This window comes from Longicatena sp., assembly GCF_982403165.1.
Window position 1 is genome coordinate 61,725 of record NZ_CEVYEL010000003.1, and the last position, 22,747, is coordinate 84,471.

General features: G+C 38.8%; 14 protein-coding genes and 1 riboswitch. All 14 genes read right to left on the minus strand.

Annotated features, from left to right (window positions below; translation table 11 throughout):
- Window positions 1-11: 11 nt before the first annotated feature.
- The gene (locus tag AC1VS3_RS01190) at window positions 12-713 is read right to left on the minus strand and encodes a GntR family transcriptional regulator (RefSeq protein WP_008687629.1); all 702 of its coding nucleotides are present in this window, start codon (window positions 711-713) and stop codon (window positions 12-14) included.
- A 143-nt stretch (window positions 714-856) separates the two neighbouring features.
- Entirely contained in the window at window positions 857-1,810 is a 954-nt protein-coding gene (locus AC1VS3_RS01195; RefSeq protein WP_008687627.1) for a 3'-5' exoribonuclease YhaM family protein, read from the minus strand.
- Window positions 1,803-3,779 carry a RecX family transcriptional regulator gene (locus AC1VS3_RS01200; RefSeq protein ID WP_008687625.1) on the minus strand — a complete coding sequence of 659 codons (1,977 nt, stop codon included), beginning with the start codon at window positions 3,777-3,779 and terminating at the stop codon, window positions 1,803-1,805. The genes AC1VS3_RS01195 and AC1VS3_RS01200 overlap by 8 nt, the downstream gene beginning before the upstream one ends.
- On the minus strand, window positions 3,770-4,837 hold the full coding sequence (locus AC1VS3_RS01205; protein WP_481275479.1) for a lysylphosphatidylglycerol synthase transmembrane domain-containing protein: 1,068 nt from the start codon (window positions 4,835-4,837) through the stop codon (window positions 3,770-3,772). The genes AC1VS3_RS01200 and AC1VS3_RS01205 overlap by 10 nt, the downstream gene beginning before the upstream one ends.
- 122 nt (window positions 4,838-4,959) lie before the next feature.
- Entirely contained in the window at window positions 4,960-6,039 is a 1,080-nt protein-coding gene (locus AC1VS3_RS01210) for a glycosyltransferase family 4 protein (protein WP_008687622.1), read from the minus strand.
- Between the two features lie 174 nt (window positions 6,040-6,213).
- Window positions 6,214-6,678, minus strand: a complete 465-nt coding sequence (locus AC1VS3_RS01215; RefSeq protein ID WP_008687620.1) for a hypothetical protein — start codon at window positions 6,676-6,678, stop codon at window positions 6,214-6,216.
- Between the two features lie 78 nt (window positions 6,679-6,756).
- Window positions 6,757-7,614 (minus strand): inositol monophosphatase family protein, encoded by an 858-nt coding sequence (locus tag AC1VS3_RS01220; RefSeq protein ID WP_008687618.1) that lies wholly within the window; start codon window positions 7,612-7,614, stop codon window positions 6,757-6,759.
- Window positions 7,615-8,144: 530 nt separating this feature from the next.
- Entirely contained in the window at window positions 8,145-8,891 is a 747-nt protein-coding gene (locus AC1VS3_RS01225; protein ID WP_008687616.1) for an amino acid ABC transporter ATP-binding protein, read from the minus strand.
- Entirely contained in the window at window positions 8,888-9,655 is a 768-nt protein-coding gene (locus tag AC1VS3_RS01230) for an amino acid ABC transporter permease (RefSeq protein ID WP_008687612.1), read from the minus strand. Before AC1VS3_RS01230 ends, AC1VS3_RS01225 begins: the two co-directional genes overlap by 4 nt.
- Window positions 9,656-9,670: 15 nt before the next feature.
- A complete protein-coding gene (locus AC1VS3_RS01235; protein ID WP_008687610.1) occupies window positions 9,671-10,516 on the minus strand; it encodes a transporter substrate-binding domain-containing protein in 846 nt (281 codons plus the stop codon).
- Window positions 10,517-10,576: 60 nt separating this feature from the next.
- Window positions 10,577-10,748: riboswitch (Lysine riboswitch) on the minus strand.
- A 64-nt stretch (window positions 10,749-10,812) separates the two neighbouring features.
- On the minus strand, window positions 10,813-11,544 hold the full coding sequence (locus tag AC1VS3_RS01240; protein ID WP_008687608.1) for a pilin N-terminal domain-containing protein: 732 nt from the start codon (window positions 11,542-11,544) through the stop codon (window positions 10,813-10,815).
- Window positions 11,528-12,382, minus strand: coding sequence for a class C sortase (locus AC1VS3_RS01245; RefSeq protein ID WP_008687605.1), 855 nt, complete (start codon window positions 12,380-12,382; stop codon window positions 11,528-11,530). The genes AC1VS3_RS01240 and AC1VS3_RS01245 overlap by 17 nt, the downstream gene beginning before the upstream one ends.
- Before the next feature lie 110 nt (window positions 12,383-12,492).
- Window positions 12,493-14,094, minus strand: coding sequence for a SpaH/EbpB family LPXTG-anchored major pilin (locus AC1VS3_RS01250; RefSeq protein ID WP_008687603.1), 1,602 nt, complete (start codon window positions 14,092-14,094; stop codon window positions 12,493-12,495).
- Between the two features lie 48 nt (window positions 14,095-14,142).
- Window positions 14,143-22,671 carry a Cna B-type domain-containing protein gene (locus tag AC1VS3_RS01255; protein WP_119957545.1) on the minus strand — a complete coding sequence of 2,843 codons (8,529 nt, stop codon included), beginning with the start codon at window positions 22,669-22,671 and terminating at the stop codon, window positions 14,143-14,145.
- Window positions 22,672-22,747 lie beyond the last annotated feature (76 nt).

Sequence of the window (22,747 nt, forward strand, 5' to 3'; positions counted from 1 at the left end):
ATCACATCCTCCTAATTAACATAAACAAAGCGTTCCATCTTCATCAGACTTTCTGTATACTCAATCTGACGATTTTTAGTATCGTACGCCAAGCCCTGTTGCAACACTAGTTGTTCACCTTTTGCTACCTGCAACGACATTGCCGCAAAATCATCAGCAGTACTGACAAGAATTTCCTGTTCACTATGATCAATATGAATATCATAAGCAGTTTCCAATATTACATACAATGCTTGTTCTTGTAAATCGTAATGTTCAAGATCAGGTACGATCTCAATAGGAATGTACGTTGTCTCCAAAGAAATCGGCTCATCATCTACATAACGTAAACGCTGAAGTTCATATACTTTAGTTCCTAAAGGCAAACGCATATGCGCAGATAAATATTTATTCAATTCCATTTTTGACAAGTGTAATAATTTCATTTTCATTTTCAGACCTTGTTGAAAAATTGCTTCACTGGTCGATTCTAAATGGAAGACATTCTTTTCTACTCGTGGTTTGTTGACATAATACCCGCTGCGTTGTTTTGAAACTATGATTCCTTCTTGTAAAAGAATCCGCAATCCACTGCGAAGGGTTAATCGCTGAACATTTAATTTCTCACAAAGATCTCGTTCACTAGGCAGTTTATCTCCCTCTTTCAGATTCTCTTGTTCTATCATGTTTTTGAGTTCATTGGCAATCATGATACTCAATGTCAAGATTTTCATATGCTTTCCTTTCTGCTGCGGTATACAACCTCTTTCATGCATAATTATACCAAATTAACAAAGAAATAGATAGGGAAAACTGTTTTTTCATATTTTACTGAAATACTTATATATGCATTTATTTAAGTAAAAAAAGGGAATACTCATTTTTTTGAGTTATTCCCTAATGTACTTTTATAAAGAAAGCGATTTTCCATCGCAAAGATGCGCGGAGTAAAGCCTCCTGGCTCTATTGGTGCCAATGCCTTTTCCATTGACTGCATACGTGCATCCATATTATCCAGCAAGTACAGCATTTCCGCTTCTGGAATCATTGGTAACACCGGAGATCCATAAGCGTATTGTCCATGATGAGCAAGGATCATATGTCGCAGCAACAGCACCTCTTCCCCTGTATAACCAAGCTGTTTTGCTTTTTCTTCCACTTTGCTTTGCATAATACTGATATGTCCCAACAATTTGCCTTCTTTGGTATAATCCGTCACAACCGCTCCGCTTAATTCAATCAGTTTTCCGATATCATGTAAGATCACTCCGGCAATCAACAGATCACGATTCAACAATGTGTATTGCTTGCATAAAGCATCCGCCATATGCAGCATGCCTAACACATGGGTTGCCAAGCCACTCACAAAATCATGATGATTTTTCATAGCTGCCGGATATGTATAAAAATCTTTTTCATAATCCGTGATAAACGCTTGTGTGATTGCATGAATGGCTTCATTTCGAATAGATGCTACATAAGCCGTAATTTCTTTTTGTAATTCATCTTTCGCAATTGGTCCACTCTTCACAAAGTTCCAAATATCATATTCTTCATCATTTACTTCTTCCATGTGATTTACACGAAACTGAAGCTGTTTTTGATGACATAAGACATCACCACTCACTTTAACCAACATTCCCGGTTTATAAGCATATAACAAGTTCTCTGGAACATTCCAATATTTCGCATCCATGCTGCCTGTCTTATCTTGTAATTGAAAGGACAGATAGGGTGCTCCCTTCGCTGTGACGCCTTTATTTACCTGAAGTAGCAATACCGTGATTTCCCCACGAAAACCATCTTCAAGCTCTGCTAATGTTTTATTCATCTTGCCACTCCATTTCTTCTATTTTTGCTATTACATCTTCATGCCGAAAGCCCTTTTGTAGACAATATGCAATGACCTTATTGCGCAACTGAACACCCTGATAGCGCCTTGCATAATTACGCAACGCTTTTTGAATGGTCTTCGTTAATGCTTCGCTGTCATCGACACCGGAAAAATCAAGTTCTTCTGCGCTCGATCTTGCCAAATCACCATCAAAGCCCTGACGAATCAACTTTTGAATGATCGTTTGCTTTTTCATAGCAGCCGACTTATCTTTCACACTATTCATTAATTTTTCAGCCATTTTACGAGCCTTATCTGCTTCTTGTACATCATCAAAATTGTTTAACGCCTGATCAATGATCTCAGGATCAATTCCCTTATTTAACAAGGTACGTCGAATCTTCCCTTTCCCGGTCAATGAAAACTGCATGCTATCCAAGCGATCCAATACATAACGCTGATCATTGATATAGCCTTTTTCTTCTAATTCATTCAGCAATATTTCAACATCTTCTTTCCCTAAGCCTGGCAGACGATTAAAATACAACATCATTTCTTTGCGTGTATAATCCTTTATACGTAATTTGCGAATAGCAGCACGATAAGCTTCTAAACGAATTTCCTTATGTTGGAAATCCGCTACGGTATAACGATCCAACATTGTATGCAGACGAATCTTATAGGTGAAATAATCATCCAGTCGTATCAATATTTTAATTGGCTGATCTTCTTTATCGTTTTCCACATAAATGCGAACATAATCATCTAATGTCTTAATTTTTACGACTTCATATGCATCCTCAAAATCATCAATCGCCTGATAATAAACTGACATGACCTTAGAATAAAAAACCTTAGAATCGTATTTTACAATTTTTGCTTTTGCACGCTTGCGGAAAGCATCACGTTCATCTTGTGGTAAAGCAAAGAATGCTATTAGCTTGCGAGCAAATTCCTGCGGTGTATCAAATAAAAAGCCACTGTCGTTTTCGACAACAAGATCTTTTAAAACATCATCCCATCGAGCAAAAACCGGTAATTCACAAGCTAGCGCTTCGATATATGTCATGCCTTGTGTTTCCGTTAAGGATGCAGACACAAAGCAATCTGCACACGCATAATAATATGGTACTTCTTCTCTTGGCTTTTTATCAGTGAAAATCACATGGTTTTCTAAATGGTATTTTTTTACCATCGCTTGCAATTCATCCAGCTGTGGACCACCGCCAACAATCAGCAGCTTAATTTTAGGATCATCTATATAACGGAATCCTTCAATCGGAATATCCACACTTTTTTCTGGTGCAATGCGACCAACAAATGTAATCACATGATCATCATCGGCAATTCCATATTGATGCCGAATTTCCTTCACCTTCTCCATGTTAATGGATTCACGATTAAAGTTCTCAAAATTCAAGCCGGTAGGAATCACATAAATCGGTGTCTTAACACCATATTTCTGCAATGTCTCTTTTGTTTTCTCACTTGGTGATATAACTGCCTGTGCACTATCTGATATCGCTCTTGAAAAGGTTGATATCACTTTTTTTGATACCTTATCTACTTCATCGATATCAAAACGATTGATATAATGCGTATAATCCTCATACATGGTGTGATATGTCGTTACGACTGGAATATTCAAATATTTTGCCACGATGCGAGCAAACATGCCTACACCGAATTCCGTATGCACATGTATTACATCTAAATTCATTTTACGCACTTCATCACGTGCTGCAAAATGATATGGAGTAGACAACTTATACCCATACAGCCATTTTAATTCTAATCCAGGCAGGCGCAGTACATTGCCTTCTTTTTTCATGCGAGCTGCTTTATGATTGGTAATAACAAAAACATCATGACCGTTTTTTTCTAGTTCTTTTTGTAAAGTAACGATGCTGGATACAACTCCATTAATATCTGGTGTATATGTATCGGTGAATAAACCTATTCGCATACATCCGCCTCCTTTTCCTCTTTCATCCATTTTTCACTATCATATTTCCGTTTTAAGAACAAGAAGACGACAACCCCCACCAGCATGACAACATGGTAGGTTGAAAAACGCCATAGGATCATAACGCCGCTTGCTAATGCTGCATGTTTTACTACGGATTGAAATAAAGCCGTAAAGACCAATTCTGTTCCTCCACTCGCCCCGGGTATGGGGATAAAGGCATTGGCCATTAAGACAAAACTGGAAAGTGCTAGACAATCAATAAAACGATCTGCCCCTACAGAAACCCCCATTGCTTTCATGATAAAGTAAGGCAATGTAAATTGTATCGTCATTCGTACTATATTCAATACAACCGCCTGTAAGATCATCTTTTTCTCATGCTGCATCTTTTTGATTTCTGTAGTGAAAGATTCCATCTGTGCCGTCCAGCTGCTTAATGTCTTCTCTTTATTTTTTACAATATGCAATTTTGCCAAAATCTTTACACAGCCTTGTGACAATCGCACATATAATCGAGGAAACAACGCCATTGTCCACAAGACACCAATCACACATACATTCACAAGATAACCCAATAAGATACCAAAAAACAATGGACCGATGATTGCCATAAAATGAGAAAAACGTGCCAGAAACAAAATGGTAACATACAGCATCATCGTTGTTTGATAGACAATAAAATCAGCCCATAAGATACTGGCACCATCACTGAATTTAATCCCCTGTTTCTTAAATATATACGCTTGCGCAAATTGTCCGCCGGTTGCACTAGGTGTGATACCACTGAAAAAGATACCTACAAAACCATTTGCGATACCTTGTAAAACGGTATAATCTTTTTTACTTCTTTTAGCAAATACTGCTAAGATCCAGCCTACCACACAGGCATAGGCAATTCCCCACAGCAAAATGATCACAAGCCAGTACCAGTGCATACCGCCGATCAGCGTCATGACCTCCTGATAATGATCCTTTAATGCAAACCATAAGGCAACAACGGTCAACCCAATGATCAGCAGGAAATTCAGGACATAACTCTTTACAGAATTTTTCATCTTAATCCCTCGCTTTTAAGACCGCTCAACAAATGCGATCAACAGCATATCGCTATCTTTTAAATAATGAACAACAAAGATATAAGATATGCCTTAAGCGCAAAACAGACAGTTATTACTGCTTATTTTTTCGCTTTCTTTTCTTCTTTGCGTCTTCTCAGCAGTTCCCCACTTTCTTGCTCTTGATAAACCCTTGTATAAAAGTCCTTCCAGATCTGCAAGACATTTTCTTTTGAATAATACTGACTGATATAAGCGGAATCCTCACTGCTTTGTTGATAAAACGCCGTATCCTTTTGTAATCGGTCAATCAACATCACAAAGTCTTCATTGGATTCCCCACATTGATATTTATGAAATAAAATATCCTCATATAATTCCAAATTACGTAAGACTAATGGGCGTTTTAAATTCACTGCTTCCAAGATGGACATAGGAAACAATTCATTATAAGATGGCATGAATAACAGATTGCTCATGTTATAAATATCATTCATTTCACTGCGTGGAATGATGCCTAAAAATTTCACATTTGCAGGTGGATTTTCAACGACTTTTTTCAGTTCTTCATAGCCATCGGTAATCTTTCCAAAAGAGAACCCACCACACCAAACGAATTGAATATGCGGTAATTTTTTAGCAACCTCAATAAAGTCCAGCACCCCTTTACGAGTCTGTACCTGACCAACGCCAATAACGACAAAAGCATCTTCCGTAATGCCATATTTCTTACGTATAGCGAAACGTTCTTCTTCACTTTTTTCATAAAAGTCTTCCTTGGACACATAATTGGGAATATATACCATCTTTTCTTTAGGTATATCATAAGTTTCCAATTCTTTCATAAACGTCGGATTTACAACAATCAGATAATCGGCTGTCTTATAGAAGCTTATAACATATTTTTTGAATACATGAAATAATGCCTTAGGCAATTGAATACTGCCATCTAAGGTATCAGGTAAAAAATGTACATAACATACATTAGCATTTTTATTATTTTTCATACGCAGATAATTCTGCGGTTCTATCGTATGAGAATGAACGATATCTGCTTTTTTCACACTGTTGATGCGAACATCGAACAGATCACTTGCGCCTTCGCTGACTAGTTTCACCTGTTCCAGATAAGCACTTCCTACTCCCTGGCCTTCCACTTTATCGGCATTGGAAAGCATATTAATGACAATTCGTTTATCCAATCTGATTCCCTCCTGTTATCGCAAGAAACAAAAAAAGTTAACCTTTTTCTGCTTTGACAGAAGTATTATATCATATTTTCCATATATGGAATAGATTGACTGCTAACAACTTTGTAAGAAAGCCTTAAGAAATCCTAAGAGTTGCATAGTGTCACCTTTGAAAAAATAACTATCTTACATATAGCGCAAAAGTTCATATACATGCTGATACGCTCGTTGCAAGCGACGATATAATGTGCTTTCTACGATATCTCCTTGATGCAGCATGATGATTCTGCGATCTAAGCCGCGGACATACATATCTAACAATAGATCTTTCTCTTGCTTGGGTAATTGTAAAATCGTTTGAAGCAATTGATATGCATGATGATCACGACTTTGTTTCTGCAGATGTCGCAAATTTCGTTGCTCCATTGCTTTTAAGACTGGCTCTTTCCTCTGTTTACAGTCATTTCGTAAATCTAAGACACTTCTTGTATAATGCAAATAATCCACAAGCTCATCTTCAATTTGCAGATGCCTGCCATCTTCCTCATATAAGACACTATGCAGCCGCAATTCTTCTGCATATCGTTGCAAAAACAGCATTTCTTTCTTAATTTGCTGTGTAATTTGTTTTTGTATATGTATCTTTTCCATGCCATACCTCCTACCATACTGTCATACGATAAAAAAAAGAGAAAAGCGTAAATTTTCTCCATTTTGTATATTTTAAATTTAATTTCTCTCTAATATCTTGAAGAATTCCGTTAAATCGTAGCCGCTGACAACGATTTCCGCTTGTCGACCATGTGTATTCCAAAGGATGGGATTTCCTTTAAAATCATAAGCATATCCATGCTGCATCTTAGCCATGATCATCGCTAGCATGACATCTCGCAAATTGCGCTTTGCGCAACAATACGCCATAGCTTCATAACGCATACAAGCCAGTATTGCAGCAGGACAGTTCCATCCATGCACTTGATCATCGATCACTTCATATCCCGCATCTTGCATTTTTTCTACCAACGCTTGAGGAACCCGCGCATTCTTAAACAGTAATTTGGGCATTGGCGGTTGCGAAGGAAAGGTCAATTTTTCACCCTGTTCATAAGTTTTTAAGGATGCCTGTTCATAATACATTGTTCCAGCATCCTCAACATAAGAATAGCAAACATCACGTGCTGGAAAATAAACAATTACAATAAGTGGCTCATGTTCTTGCAGCAAAGTCACACATATCGAATAGGTATCCGCCTGCTGAATGTAGGGCAGCGTACCATCAATTGGATCAATAATGAGGGTATATGCATGATCCTGCTTTGGATATAAGCGCAACGAGGGTGTATCCTCTTCCACATCTAAAGTTACCATATGACCAAGATAAGGATACACACTTTGTAACAGCATCTCCTGTACTAACTCATCCACCTTAGTTTTCGCTTCTCTCATTGCAAAATGTGCATCACTTTCTCGTTCTTCACGTTCAATGGTTTTCCCTTCGTTTTGAATATTGGCCTGTAAATTTCTTGCCACAACACCGGCTGCTTTTACTGTTTGAAATAAAATTGGTGCTATCGTATGCACATCCATCCTTACTCATCTCCCTATCTGCTATTTATGCTGTTTCTTAGCTAAATACCTTTTGCGCATTTGCAAACCGAACATCGCACTTAAAACATCAATGCCCACATCTTGAATTTATCCGCTTCTTCCAATTACAAACAAATGAAGAAAGAAGCGCTGTTGGTACAAATACACTGCATAAAAAAGCGAGTATCCACGCATGATGATATGTGTCTTCATGAAAACAACCCTAGTATTGCATCGTCAAGCTTGTATATTCACTCCTATTCACAGCCTTCCTAAAAAAACTGCACATCATCTCTAAATAAAGTTCCTTGTTGTGCATATTCCTAACCTCGTATTTTCTCCATGTATCATCTATTTAATAGTAACGAATACAAGGTGAAAATGCAATGGAACATCGCGTATTATTTACAAACATCTCGAAACTGAAGTTGTCATAGAAAAAGTAGGGAGATTACACGGTTGTGCTTTTTCCCTACAGATTCATGATGACAAAAGGAACTAAGTGCTCCCTTTGGATTATCTTTTTTTGTTTATTGCTTTTGTAATCGATAGCGTTTTAAAAATGCTTTCGTACGTTCATTTTGTGGATGCTCAAAAAGCTCACTCGGTGTTCCCTGCTCACAAATAACACCTTGATCCATAAATACGACACGTGAACTGATATCATGAGCAAATGCCATTTCGTGTGTTACGACGATCATGGTTAAACCATCTTTAGCCAATTGTTTCATGACATACAGAACATCACCTACCATTTCCGGATCTAATGCACTGGTTGGCTCATCAAACAATAGGATTTCAGGATCCATACACAAAGCGCGAGCAATTGCCACACGCTGCTTCTGACCGCCAGATAGCTGCATACTGCTGGCATTGGCAAACATCTCCATACCAACCTTACGCAGATTATCCAACGCTTTTGCCTTCGCCTCTTCTTTACTGCGTTTCAAGACCTTGAGCTGGCCTAGCATACAGTTTTCTAATACCGTTTTATTATTGAATAAATTAAATGACTGAAACACCATACCAACATGTGATCGATGAACATTCAAATTCAACTCACCCTTTAAGATATCCTTACCATGATAAAGTATTTCACCGGCATCCGGTGTTTCTAATAAATTGATACAGCGTAATAACGTTGATTTTCCACTTCCGCTAGAACCAATAATAGTAATAACCTCATTGCTATCACAGTGAAAATCAATATCCTTTAACACTTCCAAAGAACCAAAATGTTTTTTTAAATGACGAATTTCTAACAAAGTATCACTCATGCCAAATCACCTGCCTTAGGTACGCTTTGACTAGTCGGAAAGGAAGTCTTAGGCATATGCAGACGTTTTTCAATCCATGTCAACAATAGCGTAGCAGCACTCGTCAATAGCAAATAAATAACACAGGTAGATAGAAAGGTTTCCGTAAACAGCATCATACTTCCCGCTACAGAACTAGATTGGAAAAACAATTCCATTACGCCAATGACATTCAGCATAGAACTATCTTTGATATTAACAATTAATTCATTGCCTAAAGAAGGGAAGGAGTTGCGAATGGCTTGTGGTAAAACGATGGCTGTCATGGTCTGTGTATTTGTCATACCAAGACTTCGAGCAGCCTCAATTTGCCCCTTATCGATAGATTGAATCCCTGCTCGTATGATTTCGGACATGTAAGCACCCGTGTTTACAGATATGATGACGACTCCAGCAACATTAGCACTCCATCCCAGATAAGGGCGCAATGCATAATACAGAAACATTGCCTGTACCATCATTGGCGTACCCCTAAAAAACCATACATATACTGCCACAATGCTATGCAAGATACGTTTTACTATACGTATTGGCATACGATCACGCGGCTCTATTTTTACGGCTCTGACACCACCAAGCACTAGACCAATCAATAAACCGAAGAAAGTGCCCAATACTGCCAACATTAACGTAATCTTAATACCATACCATAATAATGGTATATTGTTTTGGAATATCCACCAGGCTTTTGGCAGCATTCCTTCAGGAACAGCAGCAATTACCATGTAAGAAACTCCTCCTTATTCTGCCTTAGGCTGAGCTTTTCGTGCTTCTTTCATCCATTCATCTCGCGTTTTCTTAGAAAGATTATCAACTGCTTTTTGAACGTCTTTAAAGAGCTGGGAATCACTAGTCCCTTTCTTCATAGCAATAGAAACACTTGTATCAATGTCAAAGCCCTTCCCTTTTTTGAAATGTACAATGGTAAGATCCTTATTAGCCGCAACTGCCCCTTCAGCTACAGGAAGTTCCGCTGTAATACCATCCACTTCTTTTTTCTGTAAAGCCACGATCATTTCAGGATAAGTCGCTTTTGGTGTTGCATGCTTTACCCCTTTGATTTGATCAATGACCGTATCATAATTCGTACTCTTCTGACCAATAACGGTTTTGCCCTTAAATTGTTGAATATCATTGTATTTTGCAACCTTTTTATCACTCTTACGAACGATCATAACCATTTCACTTTCATAATATGGCGTAGTAAAATCCATACCTGCGCGGCGTTTATCATCGGCTGTCATCCCAGCAATCACCGCATCAATCTCACCTGAATTCAATGCTGGCTGTAATCCTTCCCAGCTAACTTTTTTAACTTCGATTTCACGATCCAACTGTTCTGCCACATAACGTGCCACACGTACATCATAGCCATCACAATAACCGGCTCCACCGATTGCTACACTGGTATCTGTCTGCTCATTGCTCTGCCAATTAAATGGCGCATAGTTACATTCCATACCAACTACAAACTTTTCTTTACCAGTTACGCTAGATACATTTTTTCCATCATCTTCGCTTCCTCCACATCCGGAAAGCACAAATGTCATTGCCAATGCGGCTGTTGCTAATTTCTTAAGTTTCATTTTTTTACCTCTTTTCTTAATACACAAAAAAGTCGCGCTATTGCACGACTCCATAGTTCGAGTGTCAATAGCTCCTCTTCATCTTACATGAAGGAGTGTTATCGGTATTTCCAGATAACCCCAGATAACTTCCCCGCCGGAAAATCACCTTCGGCGATGATTACCTTTCAAAGTTTTCACTGCCTGCCGGCTCCTACTCCTACTCTGACGCATCGCTGCCTCTATATGATTTTTTTGTCTTTCCTACTTTATCGCAATTCATCTTTTTTGTCAACCGTCAATTATTTACAATTTCTTCATAAATTTTGACTTGCTTTTCTATACTTTCCATAGAGCAGCAATAGCCCTCCACTGCCTAAGAAGAGGCTCAAGATCTCTATTCTCCTGGTAATATCTTTCGTCTGCACATCTTTATTTGCAGAAGATGATGCATCATTCCCCGTTGCGAAAGAGGGGTCTTTTTGATGAGAGGCAGAAGAATCATCGTCTTGTATTGGTAAAGTTTTGTTTTCAAATTTTGGTTCTATCACAACTTCCCATTGTTCTTTCCCATCCATCTGCAATGGAACACTAAACAACGATGGGGCACTGCTATAAATACTGTCTTGTAGAGTTGCCTGCTTTTCTTGTACTAATAAATACATCCCCGCTTCTTGCTTAGTAAAAACCGCTTCACCTTGACTATTAGTTGTACTCTGTATACCTTTTAAACCATGCTCATGTACATAATCGGCTAACATTTGAGCATTTTGTTTTTGATGCAAAGAATCCATATCATCTAAATTCAGTGATACATGCAGAAAATCACCACTTTGAGTCCATTCTGAATCTTTCCAATCGGCAACTTTGTATATCGCAAACGATACATTTTGTAATGCGTGCCTATCATCACCATCCTTTTGTATGATTGCTTTGATAATGACATTTCCATATTCCTTTGCGTATGCAATACCAAAAGGCATTATAAAAAGCAGACTGCAGAAGAAAATACCAATACTGATTTTATATCGTTTATTTCCTTTCTTCATATGCGTTTCCTTTCTTTCGTACATACCACTTTACACTTATATATACCCCAATTAATACAATACATGCAACACCTAATGCTTTAATATAGAATGGCAATTCAGCCTTTAATTCCATTTCATCAGCTATTTTAACAGCTTCCTCATAAGGAATCCTTGTTCCTCTCACTAATAGGCGATGTGTATTTATCGCATAAGGCGTACACGTCAATAAAGTTACATAATCTTTTCCTTCTACTATGGATAACGCCTGGGTTTGTGTTGGTTTCACAGTTAGTATCTGATCCACCTGATAAGCAAGGGTATGATGCAAAACTTTGATGTAAAATACGTCCCCTTTTTCCATTTTATCCAGATCGGTAAAAAGTTTTGCGCTAGGCAATCCCCGATGTCCAGATAATACCGTATGACTTGTTTCCCCGCCCACCGGCAAAGAAGTTTCTGGTAAATGTCCGATACCAGATTGTAATACACGTTCGCTTATTCCGTGATAAATTGGCGATAAAATATGAATCTTCGGTATCTCAATATAACCAAGCATGCCATTTCCATCTATATCTAGCAGTTTATTATAAGTAGTATGCTTCAACTGTTTCGCTTCTTCACTGAAGGGATCAAGTATCTCACTGTTTCCAATTAATGTTCGATTATATGCCAATGCCTTTTGCATCATTTCATCTTCTTGCTGTTGCGTAATATGTGATACTTCCTGTTCATAATCTGTAGCAATCGTTGTCGCATGTCGCTGATTCAAATAATTGCTAATAGCCGGATAAAATAAGATACCTAACCCTATCAGATAGCCACATATTCGCAAACACATAAAGATTCGTCTTTTCATAACCTCATCCTCAATCTTATCTTTCTTCCGCAATAGGCACAAGCTTTCTCATGCCCATTGCGGAAAAAACAGGTGATTTTCTTAAATAAAGTCCTGTTCTTCCTTTTTACTTATGCTCTTCTGCGTTTTCTACTAATGGCAGAACAGCTAATCATCACTGCTAAAATACCAACACCAACGATAGTGAACATAATCGTACCATTCCCACCTGTATCCGGTAATACACTGCCTGATTTGTTCTCAATTGGAATTTCTGGAGAAGCATCTTTATTTGTTATTGTTATTGTTTTTGATTGATCTCCTATTGTATATGTAACATCCACTTTCTCTAATTTTTGTGTACTAGTATTATAAGTTGGCGCAATCTTGATCGTTACATCTCCTACAAGTTTATTGTAACCATCAGGAGCTTTGATTTCTTTTAACTTATAAGTTCCAGCATCAAGTCCACTTATTTTTACTTTACCATCATCATCAGAGGTTATAACAGCTGAAGTAAAACCTTCTTTATTTGCCTCCTCTGAAGTAGCCTGTCGGTAATTTCCTCCAGTAAAGGCAATTAAATTAATTTTAGAAGTACCATCTGCTTTATACAATTCAAATTGTGCCCCAGCTAAAGGTGTTTTTGATTCAGCATCATTTGTATCTGTTAAATAATACTTATAAATCGTAAAATCAAAAGTATGTACATCAACTACACTAGGCTCAGAGTCTTCAGTTCCTGTTGCTGGATTCGATGGGTCATTGCTATACTCTACAGTTGCGCTATTGGAATTCGGATTCATTCCGGAAACTGCTTTTTCATTTAAAATAGCTGTATACGTAACCTCTATTGATACTCCTACTGAATCCTTGTTAGAAATAAAGTTATTAAAGGTTATTGTAATGCTTTGCCCATTTTTAGTTAAAGTATATGTATCCTCTTTCGGTGTATCTGTATTATCTTCCGTTAAAATCTTTTCCCCTATTTTCACACTGCTAATCTCGCCAAATGTTAAACCCTCTGATAATGTATCCTTAAAGTTAAAAGTATAACTACTATAACCGGTCATATCAGGAACAACGGATGTCAATTTAAAAGTTACCGTGTCACCGATATTTGCATCTTTTGCTATATTAGTGTTTCCATCTACGATTACCTTATCCACTGTCGGATATGTACTTTTCATATTAATTGTTGTTTCAGTTTTATGAATACTAACTAACATAGCTGGACTCTTTACTAATTCATTAGTCCCATTTACTGTGTCTGCTGCACCCTTTGGATAAACCAAATAATATCCGTATGATATATCTGCTATCGTTAAACTATCTGCATTAGCTGTCTCAGATTTTGTCGGATTTATTGTTTTTCCTTTTTCTGTGGTGACTAACCAATTTAGAACATTTTTGGCAAAATCTACTTTAGCTGTATCCTCATTTAATCCACTTACATAATCATATGCAGCAGTTGACAAAGCATCATCTGCCTTACCAGTAAATCCAGGTAACGTAAGGAAATACTCTTCGAAATCCGTATTCAATGTATATGCGACATTATCACCACTTTTTGTAGCACTAAACAATTGATACAATTCCACCGTTTTACCATCTTTCGTACCGTTGATTGTTAAACTTCCTTGTCCATCCGCAGCCGTGATTGGCTTACCAAACCCTAACACCATGACAAAGGCAACTGCCACTGCCATAAAACTTGCAAATATTCTTTTCATTTGTTTTCCCTCTTTCCTTTTCTGTTATGAATATTTTTCTGCTTTGTATCAAGCAGGTGGTGAATTACTTTGTCGCTGCTGTTTCTTCATAGCTAGCCGCTCCTTTCTTCTTTTCTGATGCCTTATCACATCACTATAAAGCATAACGATCAATATACAGCCTCCCACCAGAATAAACATAAAGATTCCCATGCCACCGGTATCTGGCAGTATTGCAAAATGACTATTGGTAATCGTAAAGGTTGTATGATCCTGTGAACTATCTATTTTGGTAATATAGTCTGGTATTGCTGTTTCACTTACGGTATAGGTGTAATAACAAAGACTTCCATCCTCTGCTGTCTTGTAAGCTGGCAGATCTGTAAGTACATGCTGCCAAGTTGCTTTTGTTGTATCACCATTGATGACATAACTCTCATATCCCGTTACAATTTCACTTTTCTCTTCCTTATTTTCTATCCATGATCGTTGCAGTGTAATGTTGATCTTGTCTGGTCGCAGCTGATCGCGATTATCACTATCTTTCCAAACTTTATTGATTGTGAGTTTCAAGAATTCATCGCATGGATCTTGTTCCTGTGATGGTTCTGGTTTGGTTGTATCAGAAGCATTAGTCCCGGATGATATATCATCCATCAGCACTGCTTTTGCTGGTGATACATAAGCATTTAATGGAATTGCTTGCTGTGAAGTAGATGATACAAGCTGCGCATCTTTCAGCGTTTCAAATTCTTTTACATTGACGATATGTTTAATGCTGTATGCATTCCAATCATCAACCTTTGTTGTTATATCAGTTAAGATGGACGTTTCTTTTGTTATTTCGTTATATATACTGTTTACTTTTCGATAAATGTGATAGAGATTATTCTCACCTTCTACCTTTTCAATCGTATTGAAGTCATAGCTTGAAGCAAGACTACTCTTTCCTGTAAAAGGTCCAATCGAATTTGCAGTACCCTTGATAGTATCACACAATTCCATCGTGTTATCGAAGAAGAGTCCTTCTTTGTTAAAACCAACAAAGCCACCACTGCTACCTTCTTCTTTCTGCACATCCTTGTCATTATCCGCTCCACCGCCAAATACATCATAACCAAACTTTGTACCGTTAACTTTACTGTTTTCTACTTTTGTTCGATTTGCTTTGATTAAAGTGACGCGGACGTTTTGTTCATTCTGCTCAGAATCTATTAATCCATTCTCATTACATGGTAACTTTATTGTAGAATCTCCTAAGGTAATAATCGCAAAATCGGTTTCAGCTGGATTTTCTGATGATTTTTTTGACAAACTAACCGAAATTTTTAAACCTAACAGGTTCAGATTGACTACATCGCCATCTTTTAAAGCTTTTACCTTAAGAATGCCAAGATTGATATCAAGTAAACCCAGATTTTCTAAATCGTCTATATATAACGCTTTTACTAATGGATTTAAAACAACCGTTAACAAGGCGTTGACAAGTTCTGACTTGAATTGTACATCGGCCAGATAAGCAAAATCGGTTTTGCCAATAAAGCCACCGGCAATACCTTGACTGGCTACCTGATTGACTCCTTGTTCCTGTGTTTCACCTCCGGCAATACAATTCACGATGCGGGCAAGATTACCATAACCGATAAAGCCACCGGCAATTGGCTGTGTTCCTTGCCCACTGTTTACAAGGTAACCACCCGCAATACCGGATACCTTACTATCATGGATATTAGAGCCAAAAACATCCAGTACACCTAAAGAGCCACCAAGTAGTTCTCCAAAGCTACCTTCTAAAACATCTAGCTTATCAGCATCAACGACACCGCTCTTGCCACAATAGCCAACAAAACCGCCGGTGTTATTTAAGCCTTCAACTTTTGCTAGATTGGTCACGGTACTATTCTTGATAGAGCCATCCAATAAGCTGCCGCCAAAGCCGCCGGCATTGCCATAATAAACTAAAGATGCATTGCTTCCTTGGGATGATTCCGTATGTGCGCTAACATGTAAGCCAGCCTGTGGACTTCCTTTAACCTCACTATGGTATACATAGGTGCGGAAAGTATCCAATACATCAATACCACCGGTTTTAATAAGATGTAGGATATTGGTTGTTTCATCTCCAGATACTTGTGCTGCTGCATCGACATCACCTATTCCAAAACAACCTCCAACATGATCTCCTCCAATAACAGAACGTAAACGATCTACATGGACACCGGAATCTGCCGTCTTTTCTTCTCCTAATACCGCGCCTGATAAACTTCCGGCAAAGCCTCCGGCTGCTTTTGCATACGCTGTATTTACACCCTCTTGATAAGCACCATTTACGACAATGCCCCAATCATCCCAGCTGGATACTTTGGCATAGCGGATGGTTGATATCGTTGCATTCAATACTTGAACAAGATCTGCTGGGGATGCTATCAATAAATTTAGTACCTGATTTAATAGTCCTTGCTTGGTTGCGGTATCCACACGTGTGACACTGCCTGGATCTACTTTACCCGCATAGCCTCCTACATAACTTGTCCCATCTACACGACGCAGTTTTTCGATATTACAAGCTGTTGTCGCATTCCCCCAAATTTGTCCGCCAACCATGTAGCCGACATAACCACCGGCATACCCGGTTGTTTGTGTTTGATTGACACCAGTAGCAGCAATACTGGCACCGCCACGATATCCTTCAACACTTGATGTGTGAATGACAGGCACAAAAGATTCTATCGCTGGTATCGTACCTGCTAATTTTACATTAGCTAAATCAATATCACCGGTTTTGGCAACTGTTCCCGTTATCATTTCGCCTGCAAAACCACCGGCACTGCGATATGCATTACTTATTTTTAAGTCCTGCGCTATCGCATCTGTAATTGTACCGCCTTCCATGCGTCCTACATAGCCACCAGCTGCACTTCCTTGTATTGAGGTTGCAGCATCCTGGTTACGGCCGGCACTTACTGCATAACCATAGGCATATTTTTGTATGATGTTAGTGAACTCTTCAGCAGTATTAACTTCTCCTAATTCTTTTAACTGTTGTCCATATGCCCCATATACACCGACTGCCTTTACCCAGGCATTCCATTCTGCCATATCCAAATTTCGCAAAGGTCCTGAAACCGCTGTTTGCTTTTCGCTAGGATATACTGACTGCATTACAGTCAATGGATTATCAAGTGTAATCAAATCAAATAAGAGATGCAGACTGCCGGTATCTACCACATTGGCACATTGCATCAAACCTGTGTAACCACCGGCATATTCCACACCATATACCGAACGAATGCGCTTTATACTTGCTTTGCGCTGTGGTCCAGTATAGGCACTGCTCTTCCAATCACTACCATCATTGCCCCAAATCTGACCACCGAAATTATGACCGACATAGCCGCCTGCCAGACCTCTTAGCACACCATCACTGCTTTGCGCATCTGCTCTTACGACACCGCCACATGGGATACAAGTTGTTTCACTGTTTTTAATTGTTGGGACAAACGTTCGCAGGACGCTTACTAGATTATCCGCTTGAATCAGCCCACCTAATACACTTGTTCCTGTGACAACATTTGCCACATCACCTGGTTGTATAGTACCTGCATAGCCACCGGCACTTTCTCTGGCTATGATATGAGCAAAACGATAAACATTGGCATCTTGAACCTGTGTTCCCTGCATATCTCCTGCAAAACCGCCTGCTTTTCCGATCTTTCCAGTCGTATCACTTGCGATAACATTAAATCCGGAAGCAACGCCGTAAACATCACTATGCTCTACGATGGATACAACAACATTTAAGGCAGAAGCTGCATTTGCCAACTTTAAAACCTTATCTAAAACCTTAACTCCGCCAATGGCTGCCGTGCTGCCGATTACAACCTTACCAAAATAGCCACCGGCATAGCGATAACCTTTTATTGCATAGTCACTTGTACCATCAAAATAAGAATTAGCTTCTCTTGTCTGCAAATCCTTTGGTTCTACAACCTTTGTATTTTGCAGCTTTTGTACATCACAGTTACTAATTTGAACACCACTGGCATAACCGATATAACCACCGGCACTTCCGGTATTTACATCATTTGTATTATCTTTTGTATCACTGCCACTTACATGCACACGCATTCCACTCGCAATTGAGCGTATGGATGCATGTTGGATAACCGGCACAAAAGCTTGAATAACACTAAGTGTATCATTGAATTGTGTCAGCTTATTTAAAAGGCTGCTGTCTTGTCCGACTTCCGCAACACTGCCTGCCTGCACAAGGCCACCAAAGCCACCGGCATAGCGTAACCCTTCTACTTTCCAAAGATGCTCTACTGCTGTTCCTTTTTGTCCATCAACGGCATTCGCTTGATTATCAATATATCCACTCTGCATCTCTCCGACATAACCACCGGCATAACCTTGTGCCTGCGATATATCATTTCCTTCAAACACTTCAGTATGTACATACAATCCAGCATTGCCCTCATCATTTGCATGTCCGGATACTTTTGCATCCGTAATGGTACTGCTGGCAGCTTGTAAAACACTGGTTAATTCTTTTACATTTAATAATTTACCTAAAATAGAGTTTAACAATTCTCCTATAGCATCACTTGCCTCTGCTACACTTCCGGAACGTAAGATGCCCACATAACCACCGGCATGATAAGCACCGATAACTTCTTTTACATCTGTTATATTGGCATGCGCTATTGTCACCGCCTTGCCATGGCCAAGAAAACCACCCGCATCACCTAATGCAACATCACCTTGTTTTCCTGTTGCACGAACAATTAGCTGTTCTCCTGTAATAGAAATATCAGAAAGTTTAGGGTATGCGACATCCATGACACTTAGCAACTGGGTAGCATCTAACAGATTTAATACCTTGATAGAACCGGTTTGTGCAACATCACCTGGCAATAAGCGACCAGCAAAACCTCCGGCATAAGCTGTTCCTTTTACATATGCTAAACCACTTACCGTTGTTTTTGCCTCTGCTGATGTATCACCGGCATCCGGATGGTTCACACGGTAATTCATATCAACTGCCTGTCCATCGCCAATGACACCACCAGCGATTTGCGCAGAAACCTGTGGATCAGCACCATTCGCTACATAAGTAAGTGTAATATCTTGAAATTCCGGTGTTAAGGCACTCATGACTCCTAATAGATTGGTGAGGTTAATTCCCGCTAGATTAGTTGAATTTCCTACGGTAGCTAAAGCATCTCCGGCTTTCGCATAGCCGATAAAACCTCCGGCATTTCCGGCATCCATTGGTGCAGATACCGATTGTAAAGCAGTGACACTGGCACGTTTTACCTTTCCACTGATACAGTTACCGATAAAACCGCCGCTATGACTGTCCGTTTCACTCGTCACTACACGAAACCCTGTTGTTGTACCGGAAATGGAACTATCGTATACCATAGTTTCCACCATGTCAGCCAAGCTAAGAATGCCATCTGCTTGAATCAAGCCTAATCCTAAGACATCTACACCTCCAACACTCGCTAAGGTTCCACTTCCAAAATACCCGGCAAAACCTCCGGCGTTTTTACCGGCACTGATGGATGCTAGATTCGTTAAGTTCACATTTCGTACTTCTCCGCCTAATCCATAACCAATCACGCCTCCGGCATTACTATTGGCACCAGTAGCTTTCACCTTTAAACCAGTTGTACCACCTTGTATCGTTATATCTTTTACTTCAAACCGCATATAATCCGCAGCTTTTACCGTACTGCCTAAGACATCACTTAAGCTTGTCATGGTTGCTTTCCCAATGCCACCACCGGCATGCTCTATTGCTGATACAGTAAGAGAAGTTGATGCGCTAACTTTATTTCCCTTCTTGTCATACGTATAAGAAATATTATTTTTTGTTAAAACCCGCTGTACTTCCTTGGTTGTTGTCTTTGTATCATCCTTTAATTCTTCCGTATTTGAGATTTGTACTGCCCCAGCATAGCCTGTGAGTCCTCCGGCATGCTTGCCACTGGCGATAATCGCAATCTGCTGTCCGCTAACTTCTATTCCCGTCATGACGGAAGGACGCATACCTACTAGATTCAGTATTTGAATATTTTTATCCCCACTTAGGATACTTGATAACAATCCTTGAACCAGTTTTAACAATCCTTGCTTATCATCATCACTTTCATTGATATCTGCGACATCTCCCATATCCGCTTTACCGCTAAAACCGCCAACATAGTCCTTACCTGAAACCTTACCAAGATTTTTCACACTGCAATCAATTGCATAGCTATTGCTCATACTTCCTACAAAACCACCGGCATAACCTGCATTATCCTCTGTCGAAGTTGCCGTCACATTAAGTTTACCGCTACCTTGTATTTGGGAATTTAAGAAGACGGTATTGACAGGAAAGTTACCTAGCAAATCGATACCTAAAGAAGAAAGGGCTCCAGCAATGACTTGATTTGCTGCTCTTCCTGCGAAACCACCAACATAATTTGTTCCTTGGATTTCACTATCACCATTTGTGATAACTTTCGCATTGTGGATGATAGAACCTCTGATATCCCCGATAAAACCGCCGGTATAATCGTTACCGATAATTGATGCCCCACTTGCAAAACTTACGGAACAATTTGTTATAACCGCATTCACATAGCCAATAGGAATTAAGCTTCCCACATCTAATAAGCCACCATCTAATAAGAATGTAACTAAATCACCTAAGCCTAAAACAGGTAAAGCATTTAATAATTCGCTTAATGTTTTTAAAGTACCTCCAATCAACCCTGTAATAGCTTCATATTTGGTGATGCCTGATACATATCCTATCAATCCTCCAGTATAATTATTTGCATTTGTAATTCCCTTAAGATTGGTTACCTGACAATTGTCTATTTGAACGTTTCCTTTTACAACACCAGCTAATGCCCCAGTCGCAAAGGATTTTGGATCATCTTTTAAGCTCTCCCCTAGACCTAATACCTTTAAAACACCAGCAATTAATGAAACATTCTTATCAATGCTCTTTGTTGTCGTCTTCACTTGAACAGTATCTAAAGTAATATGTGATACAAGAATAGGTTCATCAGAAAACTGTAAGTTACTATCTCGACCTGATGCTAAGCTTCTAAAGAAGCCTATTCCATATTCTTCATGATAAGTTTTTGTAAATATCCCTTCACTTTTTTGATTAATAGCATCTGTCTGATTGATCTCTACATTATGAATGATTGCATTACTGCCTTCAACCATGCCCTTTTGTCCAATCATCGTACCAGTGAAATTTTCAATTGGCTCCCAGGCAACCGTCGCTCCTGAAGCTGTCCCATCCTCTGTTAAATAAATATCACGGAAAATAATATAATTCGCCGTATTGCTATAGGTTGCTCCAGCTTTTCCAATATTGATAGGTTCTGTACTGGTTGCATCATAGGTTAATTTTTGCTTGACATCTAGTTTACTACCATAGTAGTTGTAACATTTTGTTGCATCCGTAATCGTGATTCCATCTAATTTTTGACGATCGCCTAATTTATGTTCTCCATTCTTTACGGCATATAATTCTCTATTAGACCAGTCAAACGTCTCATCAAACTTAATCAAATCTGCATCTCCTGGATAATACAGACGAATTGGATGATCCGCATTGTCTTCTTTGACCTGCCATGAAGTGAGAATTGATGTACGTTCTTCATATACTTCCCAAATTGGTTCTGTGACTTTTGTATCCGTACCGATTGCTCTTAGCTGTTTTTGATTCCCAATTAGGATATAATCTTTATTATCAATAGTCTTAACAACCTGTCCAAAATACTCTCTTCCATCATATACCGATGGATATTGATCCGTATTGGTGAAAGCAAGGGCAGCTGCTTTTAAGGTTACCTCTTCGATAGAAAAAGAGGAAGCAAGCACATACGTATGTGCTTTGCCATAGGTTAAATGTGTACCATCCTTTAATGTATAAACTTGTCCAATACCAAGTGTTTCCGCATTCCAGTCCCCGGTTGTTACATATTCCTGCTCAGCATTTGCTGATTGCATCAAAGATAACTGATAGCGATTGTATATATAAATGGTATCTGTTGTTTCATCATACAATACATGTTCTTTACGTTCTTTATATGAAGTTATCGTTCCCGTAAAATCCTGTGGATAATACCACAAGGATGACTTTTCAAACTCAATATCCTGCATAAGATAATAATCCTGGTTCAATGAATACGTGATTGGCTGATCATCTATAAAAATCATCTCGCCATTACCAATCGCACCCTTTACATCCCCTTCATATACGGGCTTACCACTACCAATTAATTGAAGCTGTTTGTAATTATAAATACAAATTTTATTATCCTGATAGTATGTAGAAAGTGCTGTTTCATCTTGTGATAGTTTAACATCTTTTTGCACATTCTCTTCTACAGTCGTTTCTTTATTGTTTTCATCTGGTTTATCCTGCTTTAAAAGTGATTGTTCTTCATTCCTATCTGATGTTGGGGTATCCTCTGAAGCTACCTTACTTGCTGAAGTCTCTATCTTTTCTTCTGGTAATGTCTCTATTGGCTGTTCATCAACAGCATTAAAATCATCTGCTGATAACAATCCACTTTGCATAATAAAAAGAGCTGCACATAAATGATACGATTCTCAAAAGTAGACAGTACAAATAATTAAAACGTACTGAATACAG

Bases quoted from the DNA above. Each gene is read 5' to 3' on its own strand.
- AC1VS3_RS01195 (WP_008687627.1), bottom strand. From the start codon at position 1,810: ATGAATAAAACATTAGCAGAGCTTGAAGATGGTTTTCGTGGGGAAATC.
- AC1VS3_RS01205 (WP_481275479.1), bottom strand. From the start codon at position 4,837: ATGAAAAATTCTGTAAAGAGTTATGTCCTGAATTTCCTGCTGATCATT.
- AC1VS3_RS01250 (WP_008687603.1), bottom strand. From the start codon at position 14,094: ATGAAAAGAATATTTGCAAGTTTTATGGCAGTGGCAGTTGCCTTTGTC.
- AC1VS3_RS01220 (WP_008687618.1), bottom strand. From the start codon at position 7,614: ATGGATGTGCATACGATAGCACCAATTTTATTTCAAACAGTAAAAGCA.
- AC1VS3_RS01235 (WP_008687610.1), bottom strand. From the start codon at position 10,516: ATGAAACTTAAGAAATTAGCAACAGCCGCATTGGCAATGACATTTGTG.
- AC1VS3_RS01200 (WP_008687625.1), bottom strand. From the start codon at position 3,779: ATGCGAATAGGTTTATTCACCGATACATATACACCAGATATTAATGGA.
- AC1VS3_RS01245 (WP_008687605.1), bottom strand. From the start codon at position 12,382: ATGAAAAGACGAATCTTTATGTGTTTGCGAATATGTGGCTATCTGATA.
- AC1VS3_RS01190 (WP_008687629.1), bottom strand. From the start codon at position 713: ATGAAAATCTTGACATTGAGTATCATGATTGCCAATGAACTCAAAAAC.
- AC1VS3_RS01255 (WP_119957545.1), bottom strand. From the start codon at position 22,671: ATGCAAAGTGGATTGTTATCAGCAGATGATTTTAATGCTGTTGATGAA.
- AC1VS3_RS01215 (WP_008687620.1), bottom strand. From the start codon at position 6,678: ATGGAAAAGATACATATACAAAAACAAATTACACAGCAAATTAAGAAA.
- AC1VS3_RS01230 (WP_008687612.1), bottom strand. From the start codon at position 9,655: ATGGTAATTGCTGCTGTTCCTGAAGGAATGCTGCCAAAAGCCTGGTGG.
- AC1VS3_RS01240 (WP_008687608.1), bottom strand. From the start codon at position 11,544: ATGAAGAAAGGAAATAAACGATATAAAATCAGTATTGGTATTTTCTTC.
- AC1VS3_RS01225 (WP_008687616.1), bottom strand. From the start codon at position 8,891: ATGAGTGATACTTTGTTAGAAATTCGTCATTTAAAAAAACATTTTGGT.